21 protein-coding genes and 2 pseudogenes are annotated in these 24,418 nt (G+C 43.4%); 12 read left to right on the top strand and 11 right to left on the bottom strand.

What is annotated here, in order from left to right; all coding sequences use genetic code 11:
- Positions 1–111: 111 nt before the first annotated feature.
- From H6G32_RS26850 to H6G32_RS19390, 3 genes and pseudogenes are all read left to right on the top strand, one after another.
- Positions 112–252, top strand: a pseudogene (locus H6G32_RS26850) (Uma2 family endonuclease); the annotation flags it as partial.
- Between the two features lie 49 nt (positions 253–301).
- Positions 302–550 carry a type II toxin-antitoxin system Phd/YefM family antitoxin gene (locus H6G32_RS19395; RefSeq protein WP_190461181.1) on the top strand — a complete coding sequence of 83 codons (249 nt, stop codon included), beginning with the start codon at positions 302–304 and terminating at the stop codon, positions 548–550.
- Complete coding sequence (locus H6G32_RS19390; RefSeq protein WP_190461178.1) at positions 520–810, top strand: Txe/YoeB family addiction module toxin; 291 nt, start codon at positions 520–522, stop codon at positions 808–810. Before H6G32_RS19395 ends, H6G32_RS19390 begins: the two co-directional genes overlap by 31 nt.
- A gap of 466 nt (positions 811–1,276) precedes the next feature.
- Here H6G32_RS19390 and H6G32_RS19385 read toward each other — a convergent pair whose 3' ends face one another.
- Entirely contained in the window at positions 1,277–2,059 is a 783-nt protein-coding gene (locus tag H6G32_RS19385; RefSeq protein ID WP_190461177.1) for an ABC transporter permease, read from the bottom strand.
- Between the two features lie 305 nt (positions 2,060–2,364).
- Between H6G32_RS19385 and H6G32_RS19380 the strand changes: the two genes are divergently transcribed.
- From H6G32_RS19380 to H6G32_RS26845, 4 genes and pseudogenes are all read left to right on the top strand, one after another.
- Positions 2,365–2,901 carry a hypothetical protein gene (locus H6G32_RS19380; RefSeq protein ID WP_190461175.1) on the top strand — a complete coding sequence of 179 codons (537 nt, stop codon included), beginning with the start codon at positions 2,365–2,367 and terminating at the stop codon, positions 2,899–2,901.
- Between the two features lie 67 nt (positions 2,902–2,968).
- Entirely contained in the window at positions 2,969–4,693 is a 1,725-nt protein-coding gene (locus H6G32_RS19375; RefSeq protein ID WP_190461172.1) for an ABC transporter ATP-binding protein, read from the top strand.
- Between the two features lie 256 nt (positions 4,694–4,949).
- A complete protein-coding gene (locus tag H6G32_RS19370) occupies positions 4,950–5,927 on the top strand; it encodes an alpha/beta fold hydrolase (RefSeq protein WP_190461169.1) in 978 nt (325 codons plus the stop codon).
- Between the two features lie 189 nt (positions 5,928–6,116).
- Positions 6,117–6,250, top strand: a pseudogene (locus H6G32_RS26845) (RNA-guided endonuclease TnpB family protein); the annotation flags it as partial.
- Here H6G32_RS26845 and H6G32_RS19365 read toward each other — a convergent pair.
- The 5 genes from H6G32_RS19365 to H6G32_RS19345 all read right to left on the bottom strand — a co-directional run bounded on the left by H6G32_RS19365 (position 6,222) and on the right by H6G32_RS19345 (position 12,855).
- Positions 6,222–7,289, bottom strand: a complete 1,068-nt coding sequence (locus H6G32_RS19365; RefSeq protein ID WP_190461168.1) for a D-alanine--D-alanine ligase family protein — start codon at positions 7,287–7,289, stop codon at positions 6,222–6,224. The pseudogene H6G32_RS26845 and the gene H6G32_RS19365 sit on opposite strands and share 29 nt — an antisense overlap.
- 89 nt (positions 7,290–7,378) lie before the next feature.
- Entirely contained in the window at positions 7,379–8,776 is a 1,398-nt protein-coding gene (locus tag H6G32_RS19360; protein ID WP_190461166.1) for an ATP-grasp domain-containing protein, read from the bottom strand.
- 139 nt (positions 8,777–8,915) lie between these two features.
- Positions 8,916–9,749 (bottom strand): O-methyltransferase, encoded by an 834-nt coding sequence (locus tag H6G32_RS19355; protein ID WP_190461163.1) that lies wholly within the window; start codon positions 9,747–9,749, stop codon positions 8,916–8,918.
- A 4-nt stretch (positions 9,750–9,753) separates the two neighbouring features.
- The gene (locus H6G32_RS19350; RefSeq protein WP_190461161.1) at positions 9,754–10,983 is read right to left on the bottom strand and encodes a sedoheptulose 7-phosphate cyclase; all 1,230 of its coding nucleotides are present in this window, start codon (positions 10,981–10,983) and stop codon (positions 9,754–9,756) included.
- A gap of 1,497 nt (positions 10,984–12,480) precedes the next feature.
- Positions 12,481–12,855: a c-type cytochrome gene (locus tag H6G32_RS19345; RefSeq protein ID WP_190461159.1), complete on the bottom strand. Its 375-nt coding sequence runs from the start codon at positions 12,853–12,855 to the stop codon at positions 12,481–12,483.
- A gap of 210 nt (positions 12,856–13,065) precedes the next feature.
- Between H6G32_RS19345 and petG the strand changes: the two genes are divergently transcribed.
- On the top strand, positions 13,066–13,179 hold the full coding sequence (gene petG / locus H6G32_RS19340; protein ID WP_011320710.1) for a cytochrome b6-f complex subunit V: 114 nt from the start codon (positions 13,066–13,068) through the stop codon (positions 13,177–13,179).
- A gap of 106 nt (positions 13,180–13,285) precedes the next feature.
- Here petG and rsmD read toward each other — a convergent pair whose 3' ends face one another.
- Both rsmD and hisH read right to left on the bottom strand, forming a co-directional pair.
- The gene (rsmD, locus tag H6G32_RS19335; protein ID WP_190461157.1) at positions 13,286–13,846 is read right to left on the bottom strand and encodes a 16S rRNA (guanine(966)-N(2))-methyltransferase RsmD; all 561 of its coding nucleotides are present in this window, start codon (positions 13,844–13,846) and stop codon (positions 13,286–13,288) included.
- A gap of 131 nt (positions 13,847–13,977) precedes the next feature.
- A complete protein-coding gene (hisH, locus tag H6G32_RS19330) occupies positions 13,978–14,613 on the bottom strand; it encodes an imidazole glycerol phosphate synthase subunit HisH (RefSeq protein ID WP_190461156.1) in 636 nt (211 codons plus the stop codon).
- 66 nt (positions 14,614–14,679) lie between these two features.
- On the opposite strand from hisH, the gene H6G32_RS19325 reads away from it, so the two are divergent.
- Positions 14,680–15,240 (top strand): pyroglutamyl-peptidase I family protein, encoded by a 561-nt coding sequence (locus H6G32_RS19325; RefSeq protein ID WP_190461154.1) that lies wholly within the window; start codon positions 14,680–14,682, stop codon positions 15,238–15,240.
- Between the two features lie 38 nt (positions 15,241–15,278).
- The gene (locus tag H6G32_RS19320) at positions 15,279–16,646 is read left to right on the top strand and encodes a DUF3370 domain-containing protein (RefSeq protein ID WP_190461152.1); all 1,368 of its coding nucleotides are present in this window, start codon (positions 15,279–15,281) and stop codon (positions 16,644–16,646) included.
- A 1,125-nt stretch (positions 16,647–17,771) separates the two neighbouring features.
- On the opposite strand, the gene H6G32_RS19315 is transcribed toward H6G32_RS19320, so the two are convergent.
- Positions 17,772–19,094, bottom strand: coding sequence for a hypothetical protein (locus H6G32_RS19315; protein ID WP_190461150.1), 1,323 nt, complete (start codon positions 19,092–19,094; stop codon positions 17,772–17,774).
- Between the two features lie 376 nt (positions 19,095–19,470).
- Between H6G32_RS19315 and cruF the strand changes: the two genes are divergently transcribed.
- Positions 19,471–20,376, top strand: a complete 906-nt coding sequence (gene cruF, locus H6G32_RS19310; RefSeq protein ID WP_190461148.1) for a gamma-carotene 1'-hydroxylase CruF — start codon at positions 19,471–19,473, stop codon at positions 20,374–20,376.
- An 84-nt stretch (positions 20,377–20,460) separates the two neighbouring features.
- Positions 20,461–21,657: a 2'-O-glycosyltransferase CruG gene (gene cruG / locus H6G32_RS19305; protein ID WP_242046655.1), complete on the top strand. Its 1,197-nt coding sequence runs from the start codon at positions 20,461–20,463 to the stop codon at positions 21,655–21,657.
- 112 nt (positions 21,658–21,769) lie between these two features.
- On the opposite strand, the gene rnhA is transcribed toward cruG, so the two are convergent.
- Both rnhA and ilvA read right to left on the bottom strand, forming a co-directional pair.
- On the bottom strand, positions 21,770–22,675 hold the full coding sequence (gene rnhA, locus H6G32_RS19300; protein WP_190461146.1) for a ribonuclease HI: 906 nt from the start codon (positions 22,673–22,675) through the stop codon (positions 21,770–21,772).
- Positions 22,676–22,890: 215 nt separating this feature from the next.
- Positions 22,891–24,402: a threonine ammonia-lyase, biosynthetic gene (ilvA, locus tag H6G32_RS19295; protein WP_190461144.1), complete on the bottom strand. Its 1,512-nt coding sequence runs from the start codon at positions 24,400–24,402 to the stop codon at positions 22,891–22,893.
- Positions 24,403–24,418: the final 16 nt, after the last annotated feature.

Raw genomic sequence — 24,418 nt, 5'->3', positions numbered from 1 at the left:
AACATTCTCTCATTTAAAATGGATGTTTGAATGGTTTATCCGACACACTACCTTTGATTTTCCCACCCTTCAGATGTACGGAGCTTTTTCAAAAATCAAATATTAGTCCTATATATAAAATCTTTATCTAGTCCTAATTTTCCTAATATCCCAATTATTGAATTAGTTAATGAGTATGTACAGCAGTGTTTAACCATTGGTAGAAGTCAAGGAATTCGGAATTTTAGAAATTGGCTTAAGGATAATTTATAATTAAATTTGTGTGAAAAAATAATCATTATTTTGAATAGAGGTTTCCAACATGGATGTGATTAATGTCAACGACGCACAACAGCACCTTGATGCTGTCATTAATGAAAGTGTAGAATCTCACACACCAGTAATAATAACTGGTAATCAAAACCAAGCAGTACTGATTGCGCTTGAGGATTGGAACGCGATTCAAGAAACGTTGCACATACTGCAAATACCTGGCTTACGTGAGGATATCTTGGAAGGAATGCGTACCCCTGTTGAGGAATGTGTTACCAAAAAGGAGCTAGATTGGTAGTGTGGGAATTACGCTTTACCAAAAAAGCGCAAAAAGATGCAAAAAAGATTTCTCCCGCTGGACTCAAACCGAAAGTAGAAGTGCTTCTGGCAATTTTAGAACAGAATCCTTATGAAAATCCTCCTCCATACGAAAAGTTAAAAGGAGATTTACAAGGGGCGTATTCTCGAAGAATTAACATCCAGCATCGGCTTGTATATGAAGTGCTGGAAGAAGAACAAATAGTGAAGGTCTTGAGTATGTGGACTCATTATGAATAAAATTTTATTTCCAAGTCTAGCTACTGCTGAAGTTCTTTAATTTTTTCTATAGCAATCCTATTTGATTTGTGAACATAAAGTGAGTCAGATACCCGACTTCTCTAAGAAGTCGGGTATCTTTGTGTTCACAAATGATTTAGGACTGCTATATAGCGTTTCCTAGTCTGCTGAGGTACAAATCTCTGCGTACCTCTGCGCTTTACTTTGCGTCCCTTTGCGTTTCAAAATATTATCTGTACCTCACGTAACTCTTAATCGCTATAATGCATCTTGGGAATATTTTGTATTTCCCTCTTTTTGATCAAGGTCTGCTGCTTTCTTAAAATTCTTAATTGCTAACTGATTATCACTTGAAGAACGGATAAGACCCCGATTGTAATAAGCAGCATAGTTGGGATCAAAGAATGTAGAAACGTTCTGTGGAAAGTCTCTACAATGCTTTTTGATAAATGTTTTTACCGCACAACTAACTCGAAGCGCTAGTATAAAACCGCAGCGCAAACCGCCAAAACCAAGTGGAAACGAAAAACAGAATTACAGCTAACAATCCTGCACCTAGTAACCAGGTAATTTGAACTCTACCTAGCATCGCTTCTGCTGGAATAGTGGTTAAAAAAGCCACTGGCACGACAAAGGTGAAGAAAAAGCGGTAAGCGGCAGGATAAGCCACAATTGGATATCTTCCAGCTTCTAATAAACCCCGTAAAACTTCGGTAACGTTTTGGATTTTGACGAACCAAATGCTAGTTGACCCCAGCATAAACCACAGGCTGTAGAGAATGACTAAGCCACAAAATAATGGTATTATACCTAATAAGTAGTCACCGATTTTTAAGCCAAGGCTGTTACCGGCATAGCCAATGATGATGCTACCAAAGACTAAATCTGGCAGTCCCCAAGGTGAAAGGGTATGGGTGGAAAGCCAAAATTGACTGCGGATGGGTTTGAGGAGGACAAAATCTAAAGTGCCTTCCTGGACATGGCGGACGATGCGGTTTAGATTGGGAGCGAGGAAAGTGGCAGAAAAACCTTGCAGTAAGGTAAATATCCCCAAGACTACTAAAGCTGCTGGCCATGACCAGCCGGCAAAAGTGTAACCTGTGCGGTAAAACAGAAATAGTCCAAAGAGGCTGCCCGCTAGATTTCCCACGCTGCTGAGGGTAGCTAAGAGAAAGTTTAACCGATACTCTAACTCAGATGCGATCGCCGCACTCCAAAAGAGACCTAGTATTTTCCAATATTTTTGCATTTTGCGCCCTTAATCCAATACTCACCGCAGATAACGGAACTTTACCTAAAATTAATCTTATTTTTCATTCAGAAAAATTGCTGAACGTTAAGATGTTGGATGCTACTTCTTGACAATGAGAGATTTTATGCATTTTATAGGCTTAATTATAGTTGTTTCTTTACTGCCATCGATTATTCATCTAATTCAAGAAAATAGAGCAAAAAAATGATGCAATTCCCTACATACCTCCTAGGCAGGACTCTGGAACTAGGAGAAAGTGCCAAAATTAATCTTCCAAACCAAAGCGTCAAGGCACGGTGATCATGTCCCTTAACACCAACCTCTACTTGTTCCTAGAAAACTTTTTGTTTTTTGCCCTGGCTACATCTTTGATTGTAGTTTTGGGTTGGGCTTGGAGAGACGCTAAACCATTTAGCCTTCCTGAAGCGTTACCAGGGTGGTTTAAAATCTGGTTGGGTTCGGTGCAAGTCTTAGGACTCCTGCTACCACTGCTGGTAATGCTGTTGTGGGGCGTCTGGTGGGGCTACACTTCTGTGTTAACTGTCCTTGGCTGGTACTTTGTGATGTTAGGTTTGCAAATCTTATCAGAGATTGTGACCCTAAGGCAGTATCACACTGTAGTCTGGGTAATGGTGCCTTATTTATATCTGCCTTATCGCTTCTGGCAGTTGTATGAGGGTTGGACGTTGTTGGGTTCAGAAACTAATTTATTGTGGGTAAGAAATTTATTAATTTTGGAATTGGTAGTGTGGATTGTCAACTATGCCTTAGATGTGTCGCAATTGCCTAGGCTGTTGCGTTGGGAATTAAAATCAAACTCCGATATCAGCAGCACTTAACGTTTCAGAAACTCTGCAAAAGCTGATAACGTCAAACAAAGGAAAATATTTTTGTGGATGTTATAGATTGAAAACGCGTTCTAATTATTGGCAACTGTTACCTTATGTACGACCCCAATGGACAACTATCATCAAGGGATTAGTTGGCATTTTTGGGTACGTGCTGGCGACTTTAACATTAATCAATCTTGCGGGTAAATTGGCAATTCCCTTTGGACAAGGTAATGTAGTGGCGATCGCCCAATTGACGGGAGTTTGTGCTTTGGTCTTTCTGGTGCGCGGCTTTTTTCAGTCTGTGCAAGATTTATACATGGCGAGGGCTGCTTTAAGAATTGCCTTTAATCTCCGTCAGCAGGTCTACGCGCACCTGCAAAAGCTGAATCTTAGCTATTTTGAAACCGCTAAAGCAGGTGATCTATCTTACCGCCTCACGGAAGATGTTGACCGTGTGGGGGAAGTAGTAAATAAACTCTTTCACGATTTTACCCCCTGCGTTTTACAGTTGGTGGCAATTCCCATCTACATGGTTTACCTGAATTGGCAACTCACCTTAGCTACGGTGATTGTGGCGCCGCTGATGGGGATTTTAATTGGCTGGTTTGGTGAACGGTTACAAAAGTATTCCCGTCGCAGTCAAAATCGGGTGTCGGATTTATCGGCTATCCTCACGGAAGTTTTCAATGGTATCCGTTTGGTACAAGCTTTTGCTGCGGAAAATTACGAAATCGCCAGGTTTGGAAGAGAAGCAGAACGCAGTCTCAATGCGAAATACTCGGCGGAACGACTCAAGGCGATTCAAATTCCCATAGTGGGATTTTTGGAGGCTTTGAGTGCATTATCGTTGCTGATGGTGGGAACCTGGCAAATTTCTCAAGGTAATTTGACAGTGGCGCAGTTTTTCAGCTACCTGACGGCGGCGGCGTTGTTAATTGATCCGATTGGCCACACTACTAACAACTACAACGAGTTTAAGCAGGGTGAAGCATCGGTTGATCGTGTTTTTGAGTTGATGGCAATTCAACCGACAGTGGCAGAAAAACAAAATGCGATCGCACTTCCCCCAGTCAGCGGTAAGGTAGAATATCGCCAGGTCAGCTTTGCCTACAAACCCGGTGAGCCTGTAATTCAAGATATCAGCTTATTGGTCATGCCTGGGGAAGCGATCGCACTTGTGGGGGCTTCTGGTGCTGGTAAAACTACCTTTGTCAATCTTTTACCCCGTTTTTATGATCCTGAAGTTGGGGAAATCTTCATTGATGGCGTTAATATTCGGGATGTCACTTTGTATAGTTTGCGGCGTCAAATTGGCATAGTTCCCCAAGAAACTATTATGTTTTCGGGGACGATTGCCCAAAATATCGCTTTTGGACAAGATGATTTTGATCTATCAGCGGTTAAGGAAGCGGCAAAAATTGCTAATGCCCATCAATTTATTATGCAGCTACCAGAAGGTTATCATACCTGGGTGGGTGAGCGTGGGGTGAATTTATCTGGTGGACAACGCCAAAGAATTGCGATCGCTCGTGCTGTGTTACTCAACCCGCAGATATTGATTTTGGATGAAGCCACATCTGCGTTAGATTCTGAGTCGGAGGCTTTGGTGCAGGAAGCTTTGGAAAGATTGATGCAAAACCGCACTGTGTTAATTATAGCCCATCGGTTATCGACGGTGAGAAAGTGCGATCGGATTTTGGTTTTAGAACAAGGGCAAATTGTGGAATCAGGAACTCATGAGGAATTATTAGCCCTTGAGCGCCGCTATGCCAGATTTTACGCCCAGCAATTTAGTTAACAGGACTTCGGCCAAATCTTGAAGAAACAAACCGCAAATAACGCCCGCGCGCAGCGATGCCCAAAGGGCTGTAGAGCGCAAAGGAAGAAAAGTTTGAGAGAGTTTTTGCGTAAGTCCTAGTTAGAATTTATCAGGTCTAAGGATATTTAGAAACTTGTCCTCATCCTGTAAATTGTTGGCTTTGGTTATTTCTTGTTCTAGGGTTCAATCTAGAATTCTAAAGCTGCATCTACCCTAAAAAACGAATTGAGGAAATATGACTTCGGTAACTCACCGTTTTATCGAAACCAACAGCATCAAGATGCACATTGCCGAACAGGGGCAAGGTAAACTGGTCATCTTATGTCACGGCTTTCCAGAAAGTTGGTACTCTTGGCGACATCAGTTATCTGCATTAGCTGAGGCGGGATTTCATGCAGTGGCACCCGACCAACGCGGCTACGGACAGACCGACCGACCAGAAGCAATTGAGGCTTACCATGTTTTTCAGTTGGTGGGCGATATCGTTGGTCTGGTTAATGCTTTAGGCGAAGAACAAGCATTTATCGTCGGGCACGATTGGGGTGCACTCGTGGCATGGTATTGCGCCCTGCTCCGTCCAGATATGTTCCGTGCTCTTACCTTGCTCAGTGTGCCCTATCTACCCCGCACCTGGGATGACATACGACCGACAGAAGCGATGAAGCTGATGGCAGGCGAGCAGGAGTTCTATCAGCTGTACTTCCAAGAACCGGGCAAAGCGGAAGCAGAACTAGAGTCAGATGTCCGCACAAGTATACGTGCATTCCTTTACTCTGCTTCAGGAGATCCACCACCTTCAAAGCGTTGGCGCTTCCTGTTCAGCAAGTCGGAGAAGTTACTGGATACCTGTTCTGTACCAGATAAGCTTCCCACCTGGTTAACAGAGCAGGATATCGACTTTTTTACCTCTGAGTTTGAGCGGACTGGTTTCCGGGGAGGGTTGAACTGGTATCGAAATATGGACAGAATCTGGGAACTAAACCCGTTCCTCAGTGGGGCAAAGATTCGCCAGCCGACGCTGTTTGTGGCAGGAGAAGCGGATGCGGTAATCACGATGTACCGTGAAGCGTTCGACACTTTAGAGCAGAACGTCCCCAACTTGAGGCAGAAGGTATTGCTACCGGGGGCTGGTCACTGGGTTCAGCAAGAACGCCCAGTTGAAGTCAACAAACTGCTCATCGAGTTTCTGGCAGACCACCAAATTGACAAGTAGGTTACTTAGTACAGGATTACATCATTACTTTGGACTAAAGCTCTTGTGTGGTAAGGGTTACATCTTTTCATCTGGGGAAAGTGACAGAAGAGGGATACAGCAGATTGCATTTGAGATACACTGATATTCAGTACATTGCATCAATTCTGCAACGCCTTTTTATAAGGAAAATGCTGAAAACCCCTGAGAAACAGCTTGAAACTAGGACTGAGTACGGTAGGGATACGGTCATTTACGCTACAGGAGATTTGCCCTCTTGGGCGATTGGCGCAAGCCTGTTGTCTAACGGCGAGTCTATGAATGTAGAATCCCCGTCGCTTTAGCGCGGGGAGTGTCAATATTGCCTAATGTTTCATTGATAACCGTCATTAATAACTCATTTAGAGAAATTCCCGCTGCTTTCGCCATACAGGAAATCACACTTTTGGGGGCAAAAGAACAATACAACCCGGCTTCTAAAAACCAAGGTTGTCCCTTTGGATCGATGCGGAAGTCAAATAAACTGTAGTGGCGGCAACCCAAAGCCTGATGGCACTTATAAGCCACTTGCTGAACCTTTTCGGTGATCGGGTCGTTAGGATCTACCATCCAAGCTTTGATATTATCTTTAGCGGCACAATCCAAGTTGCCATCGTCCGTTTGTTTGAGTTTATCAGCATAGTTGCGGATGGGTTTCTCGTGGGGGTCTACCAGATATTCTTCAAGGGGTAAACCCACTAGTTGCCCATCTTTGACAATGATGCCGCATCTGACTTCTCGACCAAGTTCGATGAATTCTTCTACAATGACCTCCGAAGCATGTTCAAATGCTTGCTTCAGAGCCGCGTCATAATCACTAGCCTCTTTGACTAAGGACACCCCTAGAGAGTTGTCGGAACTTACAGGTTTGACGACTGCTGGAGGTGTAATTGTCGGAACCTCTCCTTGGCGGAGCAGTTCGCCACGAGGCACTTTCACCCCTGCTGCTTCGACAATTGCTTTGGCTCTGGCTTTGTGGGCCGTTATTGCCATGATATCCGGAGTATTGCCTATGTAAGGGATTTTGAGCAGGTCGAATAGGGCGCGGTAGTGAGTCATTCCCGGAATACAAAACATTTGTGGTAACACAAGGTCAATGTTTTGTGCTGTTATAAACTCTATGGCATCAAACAGAGGCATCGGTTTGGTCAGAGCAATATCTTCTCGACTGAGTCCGTGAGGAAATCTCCACTGGCGATCAGGTGTGATGTATGCAATCTGAAAGTCATAGCGCGATTGCTCTGCCGTTGCGGCTAGAGAGTCTTGGGCGTAAAGGCGTGACAAATCACAGTAAAAATCATTGTGTGCAGACCCAACTAAATGAAGGATACGAAGTACTGGCATGATTTTATTTCTTAAGTATGTATATTTTTTTATTTTTGCCTTTGTATTTAACCACTAAGGCACAAAGACAGAAAGATGAAAATAGTCTTTTAATCGCCACCTAATTCCACCAGTTTACCAATGTTGAAGTCTATTTTTACCCATCCTTTGAGTTGTTGCAGATTTTTTAGTAAAAGTAAGGGAATCTGCCAGTGATACAAAGTCAAAAATGGTACAGGATCATCAAAGCGGTAAATGGCATCGGTGCCTCGCACTATGGTCTTAACCGATGTTTGTAGTTGTTTCCAGGAACGAATACCAGTTAGCCGCCAGATTTCGTGATATATCCAGTAGGTGGGCTTGCTACTAGCTAGGGGTTCTAAAGGTTCGGCTAGGGGAGTTTTACCAAGATAGGCGTCTGCAACACCAGGATGATTGTAGAACATTGTGATTGCCGAATGGATACGGGGATTGCATTCAATGGCGTAAACTGTACCGTCTTCAGCTTGGATAAAGTCGAAAGAAACTTGCCCAGTCAGTGCCAAACTCTTGACAAAGTGTTGCACCCATGCACGGATTTGGGGATTTTCGACGTTTTCATAGTTGATTTGAAAGGCAGAAGAGTTGGAACAGCAATGCAATCTTAATTCCCCGTCCCGCACTGTACTATGTGTGCATAACTCTTTACCAGGAATAAACTCTTGCATAATCCAAGGTTTTTCTGGACTGATGGGTAAACTGTTGACAAAGGCTGCTGTCTCTTCTGGGGTGTCGCAGGGAAGTTTGGTTAAATTTAAGCGGCGAACGGAGTCGTAATCAATACTTTTAAGAATATATTTGCGGCTTTCTTGACTAAAATCGAAGTTGATAACTTGTTGAGGGTCTGTGATTTTAAAAGACTTGGGGACAGATAAACCAAGCGATCGCGCTTTATCAGTGAAGGCAAATTTATCATCTAGCATCTTGGTTATATCGGCATCGAAGTGAAAAACTTCGCAGTATTCTGATAATGCAGGCTTTGCTAAAGAGTCGTAGTAACTAGCTACAGGACTGCATACAGGTATATAAACGTCAACCTTTTCCTTTTTAACGATTTCTACTAGCGCCTGGATATAGGCTTCTGGCTCTTCTTGCGGTGCTGGAACTGTATAAAAACGACTGACAGCCTTTGAAAATCTATGCCCAGACAACCAGTATTTGTGCCCTTCAATCAGAATAACTCTGTGTCCTGCTCCATGGAAGCAACGAACAAGTTGCAATGCTTTGGTCATCTTGGCTCCACTCACCAAGATGGTCTGAGGATGAGCAGCTACGACAGCTTTTTTCGTAAAAGGCGATTGCACAATGCCCCACAGCAAAGATATCAATACTATCAAAGCATTGAACGGCAAGGCTATTAGTAATAATGTCAGAGTACCGAGAGTTTTGAATAGAGCCATTACCTTTACTCTGACACCCGTTGAGGGCGTTGTAGATTTCGGCAGAGATAAAGGGATTGATTGTGTCATAAGTCTTTGAAAGTAGGGGGAGCAGGGGAGGCAGGGGAGATGAGGGAGCAATTCTAGAGATGAGGAAGCAAGGGAAAAATTATTCCTTCTTATCTTCTTCATCCCTCAGATTTCTCTCCTCATCTCCTTTATTCCTTGATTACACCACGCGTCTAATCAGGGTAACACCATCTCGTATGGGTAGCAGAACTTGCTCTACACGAGGATCGGCGGCGACAACACGGTTGAACTGAGCGATCGCTTCACCATTGGCGGTGCGTTGTTCTGGTGGTAGGTAAACTTGTCCCTGCAACAAAGTGTTATCTACACAGATTAACCCGTCGGGAGTCAGTAAGTTACTATCCAAGATGATCTCGAAGTACTCTACATACTCTTTTTTATCTGCATCGATGAAGATCAGATCAAATACTTCTTTTCTCGCAGCCAGCTTGTGGAGTGTCTCTAGGGCAGGTGCTACTTCTACGACGATTTTCTGGCCGTGGGGAGACTCACTAAAGCAACGAAGAGCAAATTGGGCAACATAAGGATCTACTTCGCAACCTATGAGTTGCCCATCCCTTGGTAATGCTTCTGCCATTGCCAAGGCTGAATACCCTGTGAACATTCCTACTTCTAGAACGCGCTTGGCCTTGGTGATATGAACAAACATTTTCAATGTCTGTCCTTCAAGATGTCCTGAGAGCATCTCCTGCTCTAGTTGACGCACTGTTTCACCATCACTGAAGCGTTTGCTCCAGTCTTCAATGCTAGTTTTTTGCGCCAATGCTGTTAATGCGCTTGATTCCGGGGTGGTGTAATCATCCAAGTAAGGATCTAAACCCACCGCTAATTGAACTCCCTGCCGCAGAGAATCTAATATCTCTACGGGAATGTTGTTCTCTTGTGCTAATTTGAGGGTTTGCTGTAGCTGGGCTACTAAGATGCTGTGTGGTGTTATCGGTCTAGCTGTTTGGAGTTCTACAACACTCGTCATATCTTTATACTCCCAATAGCTGGGCTTCTTGAGTTTCAATGTATGCGTCAACGCCTTCTCCACCACGAGGGTATTTAGCACAAAGACGTTTGTGTTCAGCTAAGGCAGCATCAAGTTCTTCACGAGTCAGATCATTGACAAAGAAGCACTCACCAATAGGACAAGGCATGGCTGCCCGTTGTTTGCCATCTCGTGTCAGGCTAATAGACTGAGTAGCAACAGCCAGTAAATCTCCATCTAGTAGAGGATGATCGAGTGATAAACCTATACGACTCATCAAGTCTAGGATGCGATCGCGCTCTCCAGTTGGAATATAGCCCCGTTGTGCTGCAATGGTTGCAGACAAAGCCATATCTATATTGACCGCGTGACCATGATAAAGGGGTATGTGAGGTGCTAATTCTAGGGTAGGACTCCAAGTGTGACCATAGGCAATGACGCGATCAAGGTCTATTTCATGCAAGTTAGGAGTCTCTAACTCCAGCATGGTTTTGATTGCCTCATAGTTGACTTTATGGGCAATATCTTTAAGTTCCGGTGTACCATTCACGTTCCCAAAGTGAGTTGCAAGCAGTTCTTCGCCATATTCGTATAGCAGTTTAAACACTTCAGAGTTAGCAACCACAGCAATTTTCACTAACTCTGCCATACCATTACGAACTTGAGCTGTTGGCAAGGTTTTCAAAAATGAAAAATCTAGGATCACTTTCAAAGGTGCATGATATGCTCCCAAACGATTTTTCAACTTGCGATGATTAACTGCTACCTTAATCGCTACACCTGCATCGATTAAACCAATCAACGTGGTAGGAATGCGAATGTAGTTACTCTTGCGACGGTAAGCAGCGCAAGCAAACCCAGCCACATCAGTAATTAGACCACCACCGACGACTAAGACTGGTTCCTTACGAACTAAGCCAAAGTCTGAAAAAGCATCAACAATTTTTTCAAAACTTGCAAGGCTTTTATCTGGCTCAGTAATGATAATGGGAAATACTGTGAGTTCAATGTCATAGTGCCTAAAATATGACTTTATCTGCTCCCGATAAAGTTCATAGACATTAGCATCAATTACTGTCAGACAGCGACCAAATTTCGCATAACTATCTGCGATTTCTCGGTTTTTAATATCAAATACACCGTTCACATAGACAAGACTAAAATCGATTTTTTCGTAACCTTGCACGTGAAATGCAGTTTCTGTAGCTTCAAAGGATGCTTGAACTTTATTCATGTCTGTTGACCTTATTGCCATTAAAAAAATTGTGAGATTTCGGTAATAACTGCGATTGATCCTAATATATGCCACCAAGAAGTAATGCTCTTTATCGTTTGAGATTAAAAGCACTATAAAAAGAGCTTTCAATAAAAAAGCTTACTTTTCTGACTGACTGGCAATATTATTAAACAACATCATTCATTTGAACACATTATGTAGGTGGGTTAACCTCCCATTCATGATAAACTCTAAACTAGTCAAATAGTCCCACTAGTAATATCTTGCCATAACACTTACACTCCTTCTTTCGGGATTTTTGACTTAAATGAGGGAAAATTTATCTTGATTCAGCTTTATTCCACTATGTTTAACCTTAGTGGCTTTCCGATTGTTCGATTTCTTAAAACTTCTGTCCTGGATAAATGTTCATATCGTTTATCTCCAAGCTTTAATTTGAGATTAGAACCCTGATTAACCCTTATGTCGCTGTTTTTTAGCATTACTATCAAACCTTATATCGTTAAACTCGCTACATTCTATTTGGCTCAAAATGACCGTGAACTTTTAGTTTGTTTACCTAAATTTTGATTAACTCTCCTATGTTTGTCTCTAGCAAGTTTCCGATTTGCAAAACTCTTATCTTAGTAAACTACTCATATTTTCTATCTCCAGGCTGACATTTGAGATTACAGCCATGATTAATGCTCAGAGCGCTGTTTTTTAGCATTAGTTTCAAACCATAAAATGAAATGGCTAAAAAAGAACATGAATCACTACACTCTACTCTATTCAGTCACAATATCAGTACAAGGTCTTTAATTTAGTTAAATTTATGCCCAGCAAAAAGCATACCTCAGTAATTTCTGAAAACTCAGATATGTTTAAATCCTGAGTTACTCGTTACAAAAGTTTAACTTTATTAAGGAACAGTTGTGTGTTAAAAAATTTTCAAATTTGCTTTAATTGGCTTTTTAGTTCCAAATTAGGCTATTTTAGCTTAAACCAGCAAATTATTTATTGGTTAGTAACTTAGAAGCCAATACAAAACACAACGTTATAACTACACAAATCATAACATATGTAAATCCATTTAAGTCAATCCACCATGGGAAATGTACTGTGTAACAAGCAATTGTGAACAAAGTATGTCTAAAGATAGATATTTTATACAGCAGCCATATCTAAGAAAGCCTCCGCGGATTTCTAATAAAATCACTAAACAGCAACGATAATCATTGTTGCCTAAGTATAAACTCTTAAATAGGAGTTACTCATTGACAAAAAATATTATTCATGCTTACTAGACAGCACAAGTATTAAGTAATCATGCAAAATAAATTGCATATTATTAATAAGGAAAAACAGAAAGCAATTACCGAATTAAAACGACAAGAATAACCTAGGGAAGTGGTAAATTCAGTGCGATCGCCATAATGTCGCACACAGCATACACCAAGCAGTTGCTATCGGTTAGCAACCTTTTTAGTCTGATGGTTGATTTAAAATCACATATCAAAGACTTTCCAAATAACTCAAAAGGTCTGCCATTTCTTGGGAGCTCGGTTGGAATTTTGGCATGGGTGGGGTTTCACCACTAATAACTTGGTGAATCAGTCCATACTGAGATTTGTGCTTAGAGACGCCTTGCAAACTAGGCCCTACTAGCCCAGCGGCTTCTAAGCCATGACACCCAGCACAGTTGATTTGAAAGATCGCGTGTCCTTGCACTGGGTCTCCTGTCCGCGATAGAACACTCTTGATGTATGGATCGGAGGCTCGAACTATCTGAACACCAAAAAGGCCGAAAGAGACTGCTAGCAGTATCGCTAGAGCCAATAAAGCGATCCGCTGAATCAGAGTTTCAGGTTTGATAATCTGGTTATCCAAGAGGTGTGCTGTTACAGACTAAGTGTGCAAAAAATATTTTATTTCCTACACATAGCTTAAAAGTTAGCGATCGCATCTGCAAGCACAGAAGATAATTTTTCTTTGTGCGATCGCTATCTAAAAACTAGATATGGCGAGGGATTCACGCCAGATTTGGTAAAATCAAAAACAGGAAACAAATATTGAATAATTACACAAAGGAGCTTTACAGTGGTTGAACCCCTGCTATCAGGCATCGTCCTTGGTCTAATCGTCGTCACCCTCAGCGGACTTTTTTACGCTGCCTATAAGCAATATAAGCGCCCCAACGAGTTGGGCGGTTGAATTTAGTCCTAAGTGCTGAGTTCTGAGTGGGGAGTTGGGGAAGATATCAATTCTTCCTCCTCCCTCTTACCTCCTCCCTCTTGCCTCTTGCCTCTTGCCTTCCCCATCAATCCATTTCTCCCGATTCCACAGTTGTGTAGAAAGTTAGGGCTGTGTTGCCATAAACTTTCTGACGGCAAATCTCCCAAGTAGGTATTTCTGGCGGTGTCCATCCTTGAGGGGAGTGTTCAACTGCTATTTCACCTCTAGGCTCTAAAAGCTGAACTTGAGCGATCGCTTCTAAAACTGGCTCATACACACCACTGGCATAAGGTGGATCAAGGTAAATTCTGTCAAATTGCCTACCTGATAAATTTTTTAACTGCTGGATCACATCTCCCCGCAGTACCTGAAATTTTTGCTCAGTACCAGCTACCTGCTGCCAATTTTGCTGAATAATGGCACAGGCTCGGCTCGATTGTTCAATTCCCACTACTAAGCTGGCACCTCTACACAAAGCCTCAGCACCCATTGAACCACTACCCGCACACAAATCCAACCATCGACACCGATCAATAGTTCCCTGCCAAATATTAAAGACTGCCTCCCGTACCCGCCCACTGGTAGGTCTAGTTTCTTTCCCTGGTAAAGTTTTTAGCTGGCGATTCCCGTAAATTCTTAGAGTCATTAGTCATTGGTCATTGGTCATTAGTCATTGGTTATTAGTCAAACAGGTCATTAGTCATTAGTCATTAGTCATGGGAAAAGAGTTAGCAACCGACAACCGACAACCGACAACTGACAATTGACAACATAACCTTAAGCCGGGACTTTTTCACGGACTTGAGCAACGAAATTAGACAGGATTTGCAATCCGATATTCGAGGATTTTTCTGGGTGAAATTGAACTGCCATCAAGTTATCACGAGCGATGGCCGCTGTGACAGTTTGATTCCCATGAGTAACAGTTGCCGCGCGGATTTGTGGTTCAGTTGGATCAACATAGTAAGAATGGACAAAATAGACCCAAGGTTCCGAGGGTAAATGCTCCCATAAAGTACTTTTTGGCTGAGTGACTTCCAGTTGATTCCAACCCATGTGGGGAATAGCGATGCAAGCTTCTGAAGCAAACCGGCGCACTTTTCCGCGCACAATTCCTAGTCCTGGTTGAGTACCTTCTGCACTTGATTCAAAGAGAATTTGCAGTCCCAGACAAATGCCCAAGAAAGGTTTACCAGATGCGATCACCTCTTTAATAGGTTCTTCCAAACCACGCGATCGCAGGTTTTGCATTGCTGGATCAAATGATCCCACTCCAGGCAAGACTATGGCATCTGCTTCTGCCAATTCCTTAGGAGAATAAGTAACTTTAGGAGTTGCTCCAGCTTTCTCCAAGCCTTTGCAGACTGAGTGCAAGTTCCCCATATCGTAGTCTACGACCGCAATAACTGGCATTTACCTACTCCCTGTAAAATTATTATGGAGGGCTTTTTCTTATTCTAATAGTAAATAATATTTATTATGCAGAAAACAATACTATTAACTTCTTTTGACACTTGGCTAGCGGAGCAACAGTCAAATTCTTCTGATGATTTATTACTAGAACTAGCCAAACTGGCCTCGGTTCCTCATGATTTAACTTTTTTGCGCCTGCTACCCGTAGATGTGCAACTTGCCAGTTCTCTCGTCATTGCCAAAATCAATGAACTCCAACCTGATTACATCATCTGTTGTGGCATGGCTGCCAGCCGCAGCCAATTGAACATCGAAGTAGTGGCTCGTAATACAAACATCTTACCTGTAGAATCTACAGACATCTACCTTCTAGATTCTGGGGAAAGTATTTTGCAAACAACCATTGATTTACAGCAGTTAGTAGCAGAGACGACAGCAGTTGAGATTAGCTATGACTGTGGTAAGTTTGTCTGCAACGGACTTTATTATTCGGTGTTGGACTATCTACGCCAATCTCAACTCCCCGTTAGTTGCGTCTTTGTTCATGTTCCAGTATTGAACGAAGAAAATTTAAGCGGCATTCTCACCAATTTCGTTTTAATTCTTAATAAACTGGCACTTTTATAAATTTGTGGGCGTCTGTTTAAGGAAAATATCTAAGTATTATGTTGCCGTTTTTGCTAAATTTGATCATCGCTCAATCGCCTCCAGTGACGCCACCACCGCCAGAAGAAGTGGTACAACCACAACAAGTACGCCCTTTAACAGGCCAGCTAGATACAGTCCCAGTATTTAACAGCAATAGCCCAGAATTGGTATTGCAAGAAGGAATTTTACTTTCTACCTTTCCCGCAAATGGTAAAAAAGTACCCACGGCGCATTTAAATTTTCCCTTTCGGGGAAGATTTGATATTTTTGCCCACCACATCGCTAAGGCTGAACCAGCAGATAATTTAAAATCTCTATATTTGGGGATAATTCTCCATAACCCTGGTTCTCAACCTGTAAAGGTGAATATCTTGCAAGGGGCGAGTTATTTAAGTCAACCAGATGCGCCTTTTATTCAGTTACCTTCATTTAGCGAAAATGGTTTAGGTGCAGTTTTTTCTGGCCCAGGCGATCGCGCTATGCTAGATGTACTCAGAGGAAGGCGACAAAATATTTTCCCATCCCAAATAGTCATTCCACCGGGACAAAGTCAGATGTTACTAAATCTGCCAATTCCCGTACAAGGACTAACACCACCTCTCAATGGCCGTTCTACTTTAATCCGACTGCGGAGTAATGGCATCGTCTATGCAGCTAGTTTAGCGATGTTTGCTCCCACCAATGCCGATGGTAGTGAACGCGCCCCTAATCTGGAAGAATGGCAAAATTTACTAGATAATGGTGACCTATCTACTCCACGAGATAAAGTACCCACACCCCTAGCAGAAACAGGTAAACCAAGAATTTATGGGCGTGTAGCCGGAGTAGCTGGTGGTTCTCAGTGGCGAGCATTTTTGGTGGATAGTCCCAAAGCTAAGTTTTTGACAATTCCCCAACCAGGCCAAGCTTTTTCCTACGCCTTAAACACACTGCATGGCGGCACATTTGGGACTGGACAAATTCAAAGTGCATCGATGTTGGTGCGTTATCCTGACACAGCTTATCGTGCTCACGGTAACTATGGAATTCAATATAGTCTCAAGTTGCCGTTATTGAATAATACTCAAAGTCCCCAGACTGTCAGTATATCTGTGCAAACACCACTGAAGGAAGATCAGTTAACGAAATCAGGACTACGCTTTTTTACCACACCAGCCCGTCAAGTCTTTTTCCGGGGTTCCGTGCGACTGCGTTATCAAGACGAACAAGGAAAAAAGCAAACCAAGTTTGTGCATTTAGTCCAAAAAAGGGGTCAGCCTGGGGAACCCTTGGTACTATTAAATATGAAAGCAGGCGATCGCTCTTTAGTCGAAGTAGATTTTCTCTATCCCCCAGACGCCTCACCCCCCCAAGTCTTAACAGTCTCCACCCAACCACCTCAATAAACAATTCCGGGAACACACAAAAGTAGGGTGCGTTCCCTAACGCACCATCTCTAGTATTTTCAATAAAACCAAAAATCATATTTACCATTTTTTGTCAATAGGTAAGCCTATTTAAATGGTGCAACTACTTGCAGTGTTTACTTTTGCTGGGCATAGTATCTATTAAACAGGTACTATTTAAGAACCACTCAAAATTATAAACGCCTATTGCAGTGGCAATAATAGATATTACGACTACTAAGCTAGTAGTCCAAGGCTTAATTTCACGCATAGATTCTTTTTTGATTGTCGATTGTGGAAGACATACCCTAGTTAAATTGCCTACATCTAGTTATAGTAAGTACTGTTTTTTATTATACGCTCCATATTACCCGATCCCATATTGCAGGATAAATGCTACTTTCCGCTGCTAAATACTAGGGACACAGCACTGCTGTTTCCCTACGATAAATTTGGTTTAAATAAAGGAAAACTTCAGTAAATCAAATTGACAAAAATAGTAATACCTTATAAGCTTTTATACAGTGTATCGAATTCAATCGACGCATCTCCTCCGAACCTTGAAAACCGCATAATTCCGTTGAGATGCGTCGATGCCTTGTGTAGTAAGGCTTTCAGGCTGCACAATTGGCAGATTTTTGAAAATGTTTTCCTATTTTTAAAACATGCGTCGATTTAGGGGTCTGAAACCCGCTCCTAGTAAGCCTTCCAAAGGTGAACTCTTTACAAACCAACTTCCCCTAACGGGGATGAAAACCTTTCATCATCCAACTTTCTGTAGCCTGTTGAATGAGGACTTTACAAACCAACTTCCCCTAACGGGGATGGAAACCCTTCCACAGTGACTTTGCCGTTGCCCGTAGCTGTGCTTTACAAACCAACTTCCCCTAACGGGGATGGAAACACGCAGACAACTGTCATCGCGTCCGCATAATGAGATGAGACTTTACAAACCAAATTCCCCTAACGGGGATGGAAAAGCAGAATTTTGAATTAGGGGATAGGGAAAAGTTAATGCAGCAATATCTCGGAGACGGTGCGTTAGGAACGCACCCTACTAGCTTTTGTGGGGTGGGCGTCTCGCCCGCCCAAAACGCCCTGAACGGTTAAGGGTTTAGGTTGGATTTAGCGAAAACCCTTGGCTGGCTTTTTCTGTGCCTTAGCTTTAGACTGAGATTTGTTAACCTCGGCGATAGCTTCTTGAAATAAATTGTGCAGATGTTCCGGGACACTGGCAATTTCTGGTAACTCTGGTTCAATGGGTTTATGATATTCTTGTAGTAGTGCGTCTAATTCTTCGGCAAGGCGAAAATCTGGACGTTGGAGAAAAGTTTGTAAGACTTTTTCCAGCTGCGTTGGGTATTTTTCGGCTAAACGATGCCAGATGAAAGCATTAATACTTTTGTCTTCGAGGTAATAGCGAATCAGTTTTTCCCTGCCTTCAACGCTTTCACCGTCTTGGGCTGATAAAATGGTTTGTAATTTACTGTATGTTGGTAAAAACATTTGTCCCCAGCGAGGATGAGAAAGGGCTGTTAGTTGTTCCGCTTTCTTGAGTTCTGGGGGTAAGTCAACTTTTGGCATTACCATTTTATTCTTGCTGCTGGCAAATACCTGAGAAACTGTCTTAGAATCAGCACCAAGCTCTTTGGCTGCGGCTGTGATTTCTTCTTCTCCCACTCCTGCTTCTGCGGCGATTTCGGCTAGGGATTTAGAAGGATCAATTCCGGCTGCTGCTAAATTTTGCTCAGTTATTATTTGTTGAAATTCGCCGATTTTTTTATTTAGTTGATATCCAGGTAGTGTGATTTCGTCGCTACCAAAAAATTCGACAAATTGCTGATGATAGTAGATTACAGATTGCCAAGCTAATTCTAGCAAGTCTGGTGCATCACTGTAAAGATGGTTTTTATAGTTTTCTTTGAAGTTGCCAATTGCTACCGCCAGTTTTGGTTTCCCCAATTTACCCATCTGTGTGTAGGGGCCGGAAAATATCCAATAGTTTTCTGTGAGGGGAGAAATGCGGGTTAAGAGGATTTCTCCAGCTTTTAGCCGGGATAATTCTTGTAGTGTTTGGGGATTGTTTGGCTTGACAATATAGTGTTTGTCTGTTAGCCAGTTCATCAACTCAAAGCCATCGGCTAGGGGATTAACGATCGCAAATAAGCCGATAAAACTATGATGCCAGCTGTTGATCAGATGGCGATCGCTCTGGGATAACTCTGGATGGCTGTGAATAAACAACTCTAGGGGTGAAGAGTCAGCGATTTTTCCTTCGGTAATAAAGCTGTCAATGATTAAATTTTGCTGTGTGCTGTCCCCAGAATTACGGCGAAACTGTTTTGCTGCATAGGTTTCTAGTGCTTGTGCTCCTTCACCTTCTGCTTCCAAGACAAAATCGACTAAGGCTTGTTTGAGTTCATGCGATCGCTTTAATATGGTATCCACTGGATCTAGTTCTCGTTGCAACAGTCGTCAGATTAGAGCTTTTGGCAGAACTTAGCATCTAGCAATAGCTAGATTTGTGAGGAAGAGTTAACAAAATGAAATATTGGCAATGGCAGCGAAGCCTAGATTTTATTGTTAATAAGTAATATGGTAGAAGGTTTAAATTATAAATCCTACTATCAGGTATTTGGCGATTCCTCCGCCCCCCGTCATATCCCTGACAGAATGGAAAGTCATGGCTTAAACTATAAATCCTCCAGAAAAGCCCGACAAGTTGGCAAACAATTAGAGTGGAAATTGGTTAAATTTGTTCATAAACATTTGTAAACTGTTAGCAGCAGAGTAGCCGCGTGTCACATCTTGTTAGGGAATTATCATGAGACAACTTGTTATTGCTGAACGCGTATGTCTGATAGGTCATATCGTGTCAATGGTGTTTGGCTTAGTAGGCATACTACTGGTCGTACCTAATGCCGAAGTAATTTTGAACTTATCAGAGGTTGGACAGACCGCCATGCAGTGGAGTATGGCTGGTGGCGGTGTAGCTTATATGATTTTGGGTGCAGTAGGTGTATTTCTGTATGCCTACCGGACTTTGGGCTTAGGTCGCACTTTGGGGTTTATGCTGCCTTCGGTGTTTATTTCTTTAGGCAGTGAATTACTAGGAACCAGTACAGGCTTTCCTTTTGGGCACTACAGCTACCTCAGCGGCTTGGGTTATAAAATTGCGGGTTTAGTGCCGTTTACAATTCCCTTGTCGTGGTTTTATGTAGGATGTGTTTCTTACCTGTTGGCCCGTGCAGGTTTAGAAGTAGACAAAAAACCCAGCTTATTACGTCACTTCGGTGCGATCATCTTGGGAGCTTTGCTGCTCACTTCTTGGGATTTTGTGCTAGATCCCGCCATGAGTCAAACTTCTCTTCCCTTCTGGTATTGGCAACAACCGGGGGCTTTCTTTGGCATGCCTTACCAAAACTTTGCTGGTTGGATGGGGACTGGTGCGTTGTTTATGACTGTGTCGGCCCTATTGTGGAAAAACAACCCAATTAAATTAGAGCGATCGCAACTTAACGTTCCTTTGGTAGTTTATTTAGCTAACTTTGGTTTCGCTACAGTTATGAGCTTGGCTGCTGGATTCACCATTCCAGTATTGCTAGGGTTTGTTCTAGGTGTAGCTCCCGCTGTATTGTTGTGGTTGAAAGGTTCTAATGCACCCGCGACTGTTGTGGAGTCAGCAACCAATGAAGTCTCTGTTGCTAGCGTCAAGGTTGCTTTCAAGTAAACCGACAGCTTGGATATAGCATCTGGAGGTGTGAGGTGCGGCATACTCCGCACCCTCCCATCCCTGAGTTAAAATTTTTGATCTTTGCCAACTATTTTGATCATATTAAGCGTTATTTCTCTCCTATTACTACTTTTCCAATTACCAGCAACAGCGATTTTGCTTTCACGACTGTTGCAAGGGCCAAGACGCCAACCCGCTATCAAACCCCAACAGCCAACTCAAGACCTTTTGGGTAGCGTTAGTATCGTTGTTCCCACACTCAACGAGGCCCAGCGGATTAGTCCCCTGTTAGCTGGCTTAAGTCGCCAAAGCTACGAAGTCCGGGAAATTATCGTAGTAGATAGTAAGTCCCAAGATGGTACCCCTGATTTAGTAAAAGCCGCGCAGCAGCAAGATCCCCGCTTTCGCCTGATGACAGATGACCCCTTACCAAATGGTTGGGTGGGGCGTCCTTGGGCATTACATAACGGCTTTTTGCACAGTTCAGAAGCCAGTCAGTGGTTTTTAGGGATGGATGCTGATACTCAGCCAGATCCCGGTTTGGTTGCAGGGTTGCTCAAAACTGCGACAGCACAAAACTATGATTTGGTTTCCCTTTCTCCCCAGTTCATTCTTAAGTATCCAGGGGAATGCTGGCTACAACCAGCTTTGTTGATGACTCTGCTTTACCGATTTGACCCAGTTGGGATTAATACCCAGCAACCAGAACGGGTCATGGCTAACGGACAGTGTTTTTTATGTCGGCGCTCTGTTTTAGCGGCTGTAAATGGTTATAGCAGTGCTAAGGGTTCTTTTTGTGATGATGTGACATTGGCACGGAATATTGCAGCCCTTGGCTTTAAAGTGGGCTTTTTAGATGGCGCGAAAGTGCTGAAGGTGCGGATGTATGAAGGAGCAATGGATACATGGAAGGAATGGGGACGGAGCCTCGATCTTAAAGATGCTGCTTCCCGCGCTCAAATTTGGGGGGATTTATGGCTACTTACAGCAGTTCAGGGTTTACCCCTGTTGCTTGTCCCTGCTTATCTCTTGATTTCTGGGCCGCTAGTGCTGTCTCTCTCCCCCCCTGCTTTAGTCCTGGGACTGAATATATTTTTGCTGGTAATTCGTTTTGCTTTGCTATTGGCGATCGCACCATCATACAATCGTCAAAATGCCAAAGGTGGTTGGCTATTCTGGCTTTCCCCCTTGGCTGACCCTTTAGCGGTGCTGCGAATCTTCTTGTCTGCTTTCCACAAGCCGCGAGAATGGCGAGGAAGAAAGTATAGTGATGGGTAATTGGTAATTGGTAATTGGTAATTGGTAATTGGTAATTGGTAATTGGTAATTGGTAATTGGTAATTGGTAATTGGTAATTGGTAATTGGTAATTGGTAAGTCCCTATTGCCGATTATTCACCACTCTCTAATTGATCCCCTCGTTCTAATTCCCAGAGAATTTGATTACCTTCACGTCTTACCCGCGAAACTATCCAATTTCGCCAACGCCATTGGTCTCCCCGACTCGTAACGGCGCTAGCGTGGACATCCATTAAATCTGCTAGTTCGGAACTGGTGATTAGGTAGCCTTTATCAGCAATTTCGTCAGCAATATGTAGAGTTTCCACTAGATTGCGGAGTTGTGAAACTCTCATTTCCGAAGGTTGGGCTTCAACTGTAGTCCCAGCGGGTGCGGTCGATGGTTCCATAAAGGTTATATCTGGTGCAAAAGTACTGCTTTCCTGTGGTTGTTTATGAGTTATTGAAGAGTGTAAGTCAGAACTAGCTACTTTTGCTACATTTATTTCTGTTGCTGGGGTTAAGGTTTGGTGGGCATTACGGGAGGGTAATTGTTGTAAGGATGGGATTTTGCCGCTGGCATAGGCACGAGCAATCACATCACAACGTTCGTTACCTATGTTACCAGAATGTCCCCGGACGTGTTGCCATTTTACTAGGCGGCTATTGAGTTCGTCGAGAGTTTCTAAAAGGTCTTGGTTTTGGACGGGGTTCCCGTCTGATTTTTTCCAACCTTTCTTTTTCCAGCCGTGTACCCACTTGGTAACGCAGTTAATCAGGTATTCGCTATCGGTGTAGAGGGTGATGGGTTCGGTTTGTCCAGATGTTTCTAGAAATTGCAGAGCTGCGATCGCCGCTTGCATCTCCATTTTATTATTGGTGGTATGGGAAGAGCCGTCACCCATTTCGTGAACTGAGCCATCATTAAAGTAGATGACAACAGCCCAACCACCAGGGCCAGGGTTGCCGGTGCAAGCGCCATCGGTGTATATGCTTTGAATTGTGGGTTGGGTAGACATGGGGGGAAATTCAAAATTCAAAATGGGATGGAGAGTTATGGGCGGCAAGGTTTGGTTAGTAATATCCAGGCTATTATAGTGGTAAGCAATCCGGTCAGAATGCTGCCATAGAAGGCTGGTGTGAAGATAAATGGCGTTTCTGCCTCTGGTAGAAATTGAGAAACCAAGACAGAGGAGGCGGTTTGGCTGGTTGCTAGTCCGATACCTGCCCTGGCTTATCCCAAAAATAGCTTATATGCGGGATTCTGGCTTTCATCCCAATAGCGATAGCCGAGTGTATCGAGAAATGCCTGCCACTCTTCCATCTCGTGGGGCGGAACTTGCATTCCTACCACGATTCGCCCGTAGTCTGAGCCGTTGTTACGGTAGTGAAATAGGCTGATATTCCAATCAGGACACATAGAAGCGACAAACTTCATCAATGCACCGGGACGTTCGGGAAATTCAAATCGGTAGAGTAATTCATTGTGGGCTAGGGGAGAATGTCCACCTACCATGTGCCGTAGGTGTAATTTTGTCAGTTCGTCGTCTGTTAAGTCAAGGGTTTTTAAGCCGACGTTTTCAAAGTTTGTTACCATTTTGGCAGCGTCAGCCCGGTTTTGAATTTGCACGCCGACAAAAATATGTGCTTCTTGTTGGTCGGCTATGCGATAGTTAAATTCTGTTAAATTGCGATCGCCTATACATTCACAAAACAAGCGCAGACTTCCCTGTTCTTCGGGAATTGTCACGGCAAATATCGCTTCCCGGCGTTCACCAAATTCTGCCCGTTCTGCCACAAAGCGGAGGCGGTCAAAGTTCATGTTAGCACCGCAGGCGACAGCAATTAAGGTTTGTCCTTGGATTTGTTCGCGTTCGGCGTAGACTTTTGCAGCTGCGATCGCTAATGCCCCCGCAGGTTCTAAAATTGAGCGTGTATCCTCAAACACATCTTTAATCGCGGCACAGGTAGCATCTGTATCCACCAAAATGATTTCATCTACATACTGCTGACACAAGCGGAAGGTTTCTTCCCCCACTTCCCGCACTGCTACACCATCAGCAAATAACCCCACCTGAGATAAGCGCACCCGATGACCAGCTTTGAGAGATTTCGACATCGCATCAGCATCAACTGGTTCAACGCCGATAATCTTGATATCGGGACGCAACCGTTTAACATAAGCCCCAATTCCCGAAATTAAGCCGCCCCCACCAATAGCGACAAAGATTGCATGGATGGGTTGCTGATGTTGGCGGAGAATTTCCATACCGATGGTTCCCTGTCCGGCAATTACATAGGGGTCATCAAAGGGATGTATAAAGGTTAGCCCTTTTTCTACCTCCATCTGTCGGGCGTGGGCGTAGGCATCATCATAGGTATTGCCATGTAATACCACCTCTCCCCCCCGTGCTTTAACTGCATTTATCTTTACCTGGGGTGTGGTGACTGGCATCACGATAATTGCTCGCGTTCCTAGCCGACTAGCACCGAGGGCAACTCCTTGGGCATGGTTACCAGCAGAGGCAGTGATTACACCTAGAGACAGCAATTCTGGTGATAGTTGCGCCATTTTGTTATAAGCCCCCCGCAGCTTGAAGGAGAAGACTGATTGCATATCTTCCCGTTTTAGCAGGATTTGATTATTCAGCCGTGCGGAGAGGTTAGGAGCATAATCCAGTGGTGTTTCCTGGGCAACATCATACACGCGGGCAGTCAGAATTTGTACCAGGTAATCGCAATACATGGGATAAAGGGTTGGG

This window comes from Cylindrospermum sp. FACHB-282 (assembly GCF_014697195.1).
Lineage (GTDB): Bacteria > Cyanobacteriota > Cyanobacteriia > Cyanobacteriales > Nostocaceae > Cylindrospermum.
This window is presented reverse-complemented; position numbering and strand designations above follow the sequence as displayed.

What these genes read in the sequence shown, in the direction of transcription:
- H6G32_RS19360 (WP_190461166.1), bottom strand. Translation starts at nt 8,776, where the DNA reads ATGACACAATCAATCCCTTTATCTCTGCCGAAATCTACAACGCCCTCA.
- ilvA (WP_190461144.1), bottom strand. Translation starts at nt 24,402, where the DNA reads ATGTATTGCGATTACCTGGTACAAATTCTGACTGCCCGCGTGTATGAT.
- H6G32_RS19365 (WP_190461168.1), bottom strand. Translation starts at nt 7,289, where the DNA reads ATGCCAGTACTTCGTATCCTTCATTTAGTTGGGTCTGCACACAATGAT.
- rnhA (WP_190461146.1), bottom strand. Translation starts at nt 22,675, where the DNA reads ATGTCTACCCAACCCACAATTCAAAGCATATACACCGATGGCGCTTGC.
- H6G32_RS19395 (WP_190461181.1), top strand. Translation starts at nt 302, where the DNA reads ATGGATGTGATTAATGTCAACGACGCACAACAGCACCTTGATGCTGTC.
- H6G32_RS19390 (WP_190461178.1), top strand. Translation starts at nt 520, where the DNA reads ATGTGTTACCAAAAAGGAGCTAGATTGGTAGTGTGGGAATTACGCTTT.
- H6G32_RS19385 (WP_190461177.1), bottom strand. Translation starts at nt 2,059, where the DNA reads ATGCAAAAATATTGGAAAATACTAGGTCTCTTTTGGAGTGCGGCGATC.
- H6G32_RS19350 (WP_190461161.1), bottom strand. Translation starts at nt 10,983, where the DNA reads ATGAATAAAGTTCAAGCATCCTTTGAAGCTACAGAAACTGCATTTCAC.
- H6G32_RS19370 (WP_190461169.1), top strand. Translation starts at nt 4,950, where the DNA reads ATGACTTCGGTAACTCACCGTTTTATCGAAACCAACAGCATCAAGATG.
- rsmD (WP_190461157.1), bottom strand. Translation starts at nt 13,846, where the DNA reads ATGACTCTAAGAATTTACGGGAATCGCCAGCTAAAAACTTTACCAGGG.
- H6G32_RS19325 (WP_190461154.1), top strand. Translation starts at nt 14,680, where the DNA reads ATGCAGAAAACAATACTATTAACTTCTTTTGACACTTGGCTAGCGGAG.
- cruF (WP_190461148.1), top strand. Translation starts at nt 19,471, where the DNA reads ATGAGACAACTTGTTATTGCTGAACGCGTATGTCTGATAGGTCATATC.
- hisH (WP_190461156.1), bottom strand. Translation starts at nt 14,613, where the DNA reads ATGCCAGTTATTGCGGTCGTAGACTACGATATGGGGAACTTGCACTCA.
- H6G32_RS19380 (WP_190461175.1), top strand. Translation starts at nt 2,365, where the DNA reads ATGTCCCTTAACACCAACCTCTACTTGTTCCTAGAAAACTTTTTGTTT.
- H6G32_RS19355 (WP_190461163.1), bottom strand. Translation starts at nt 9,749, where the DNA reads ATGACGAGTGTTGTAGAACTCCAAACAGCTAGACCGATAACACCACAC.
- H6G32_RS19320 (WP_190461152.1), top strand. Translation starts at nt 15,279, where the DNA reads ATGTTGCCGTTTTTGCTAAATTTGATCATCGCTCAATCGCCTCCAGTG.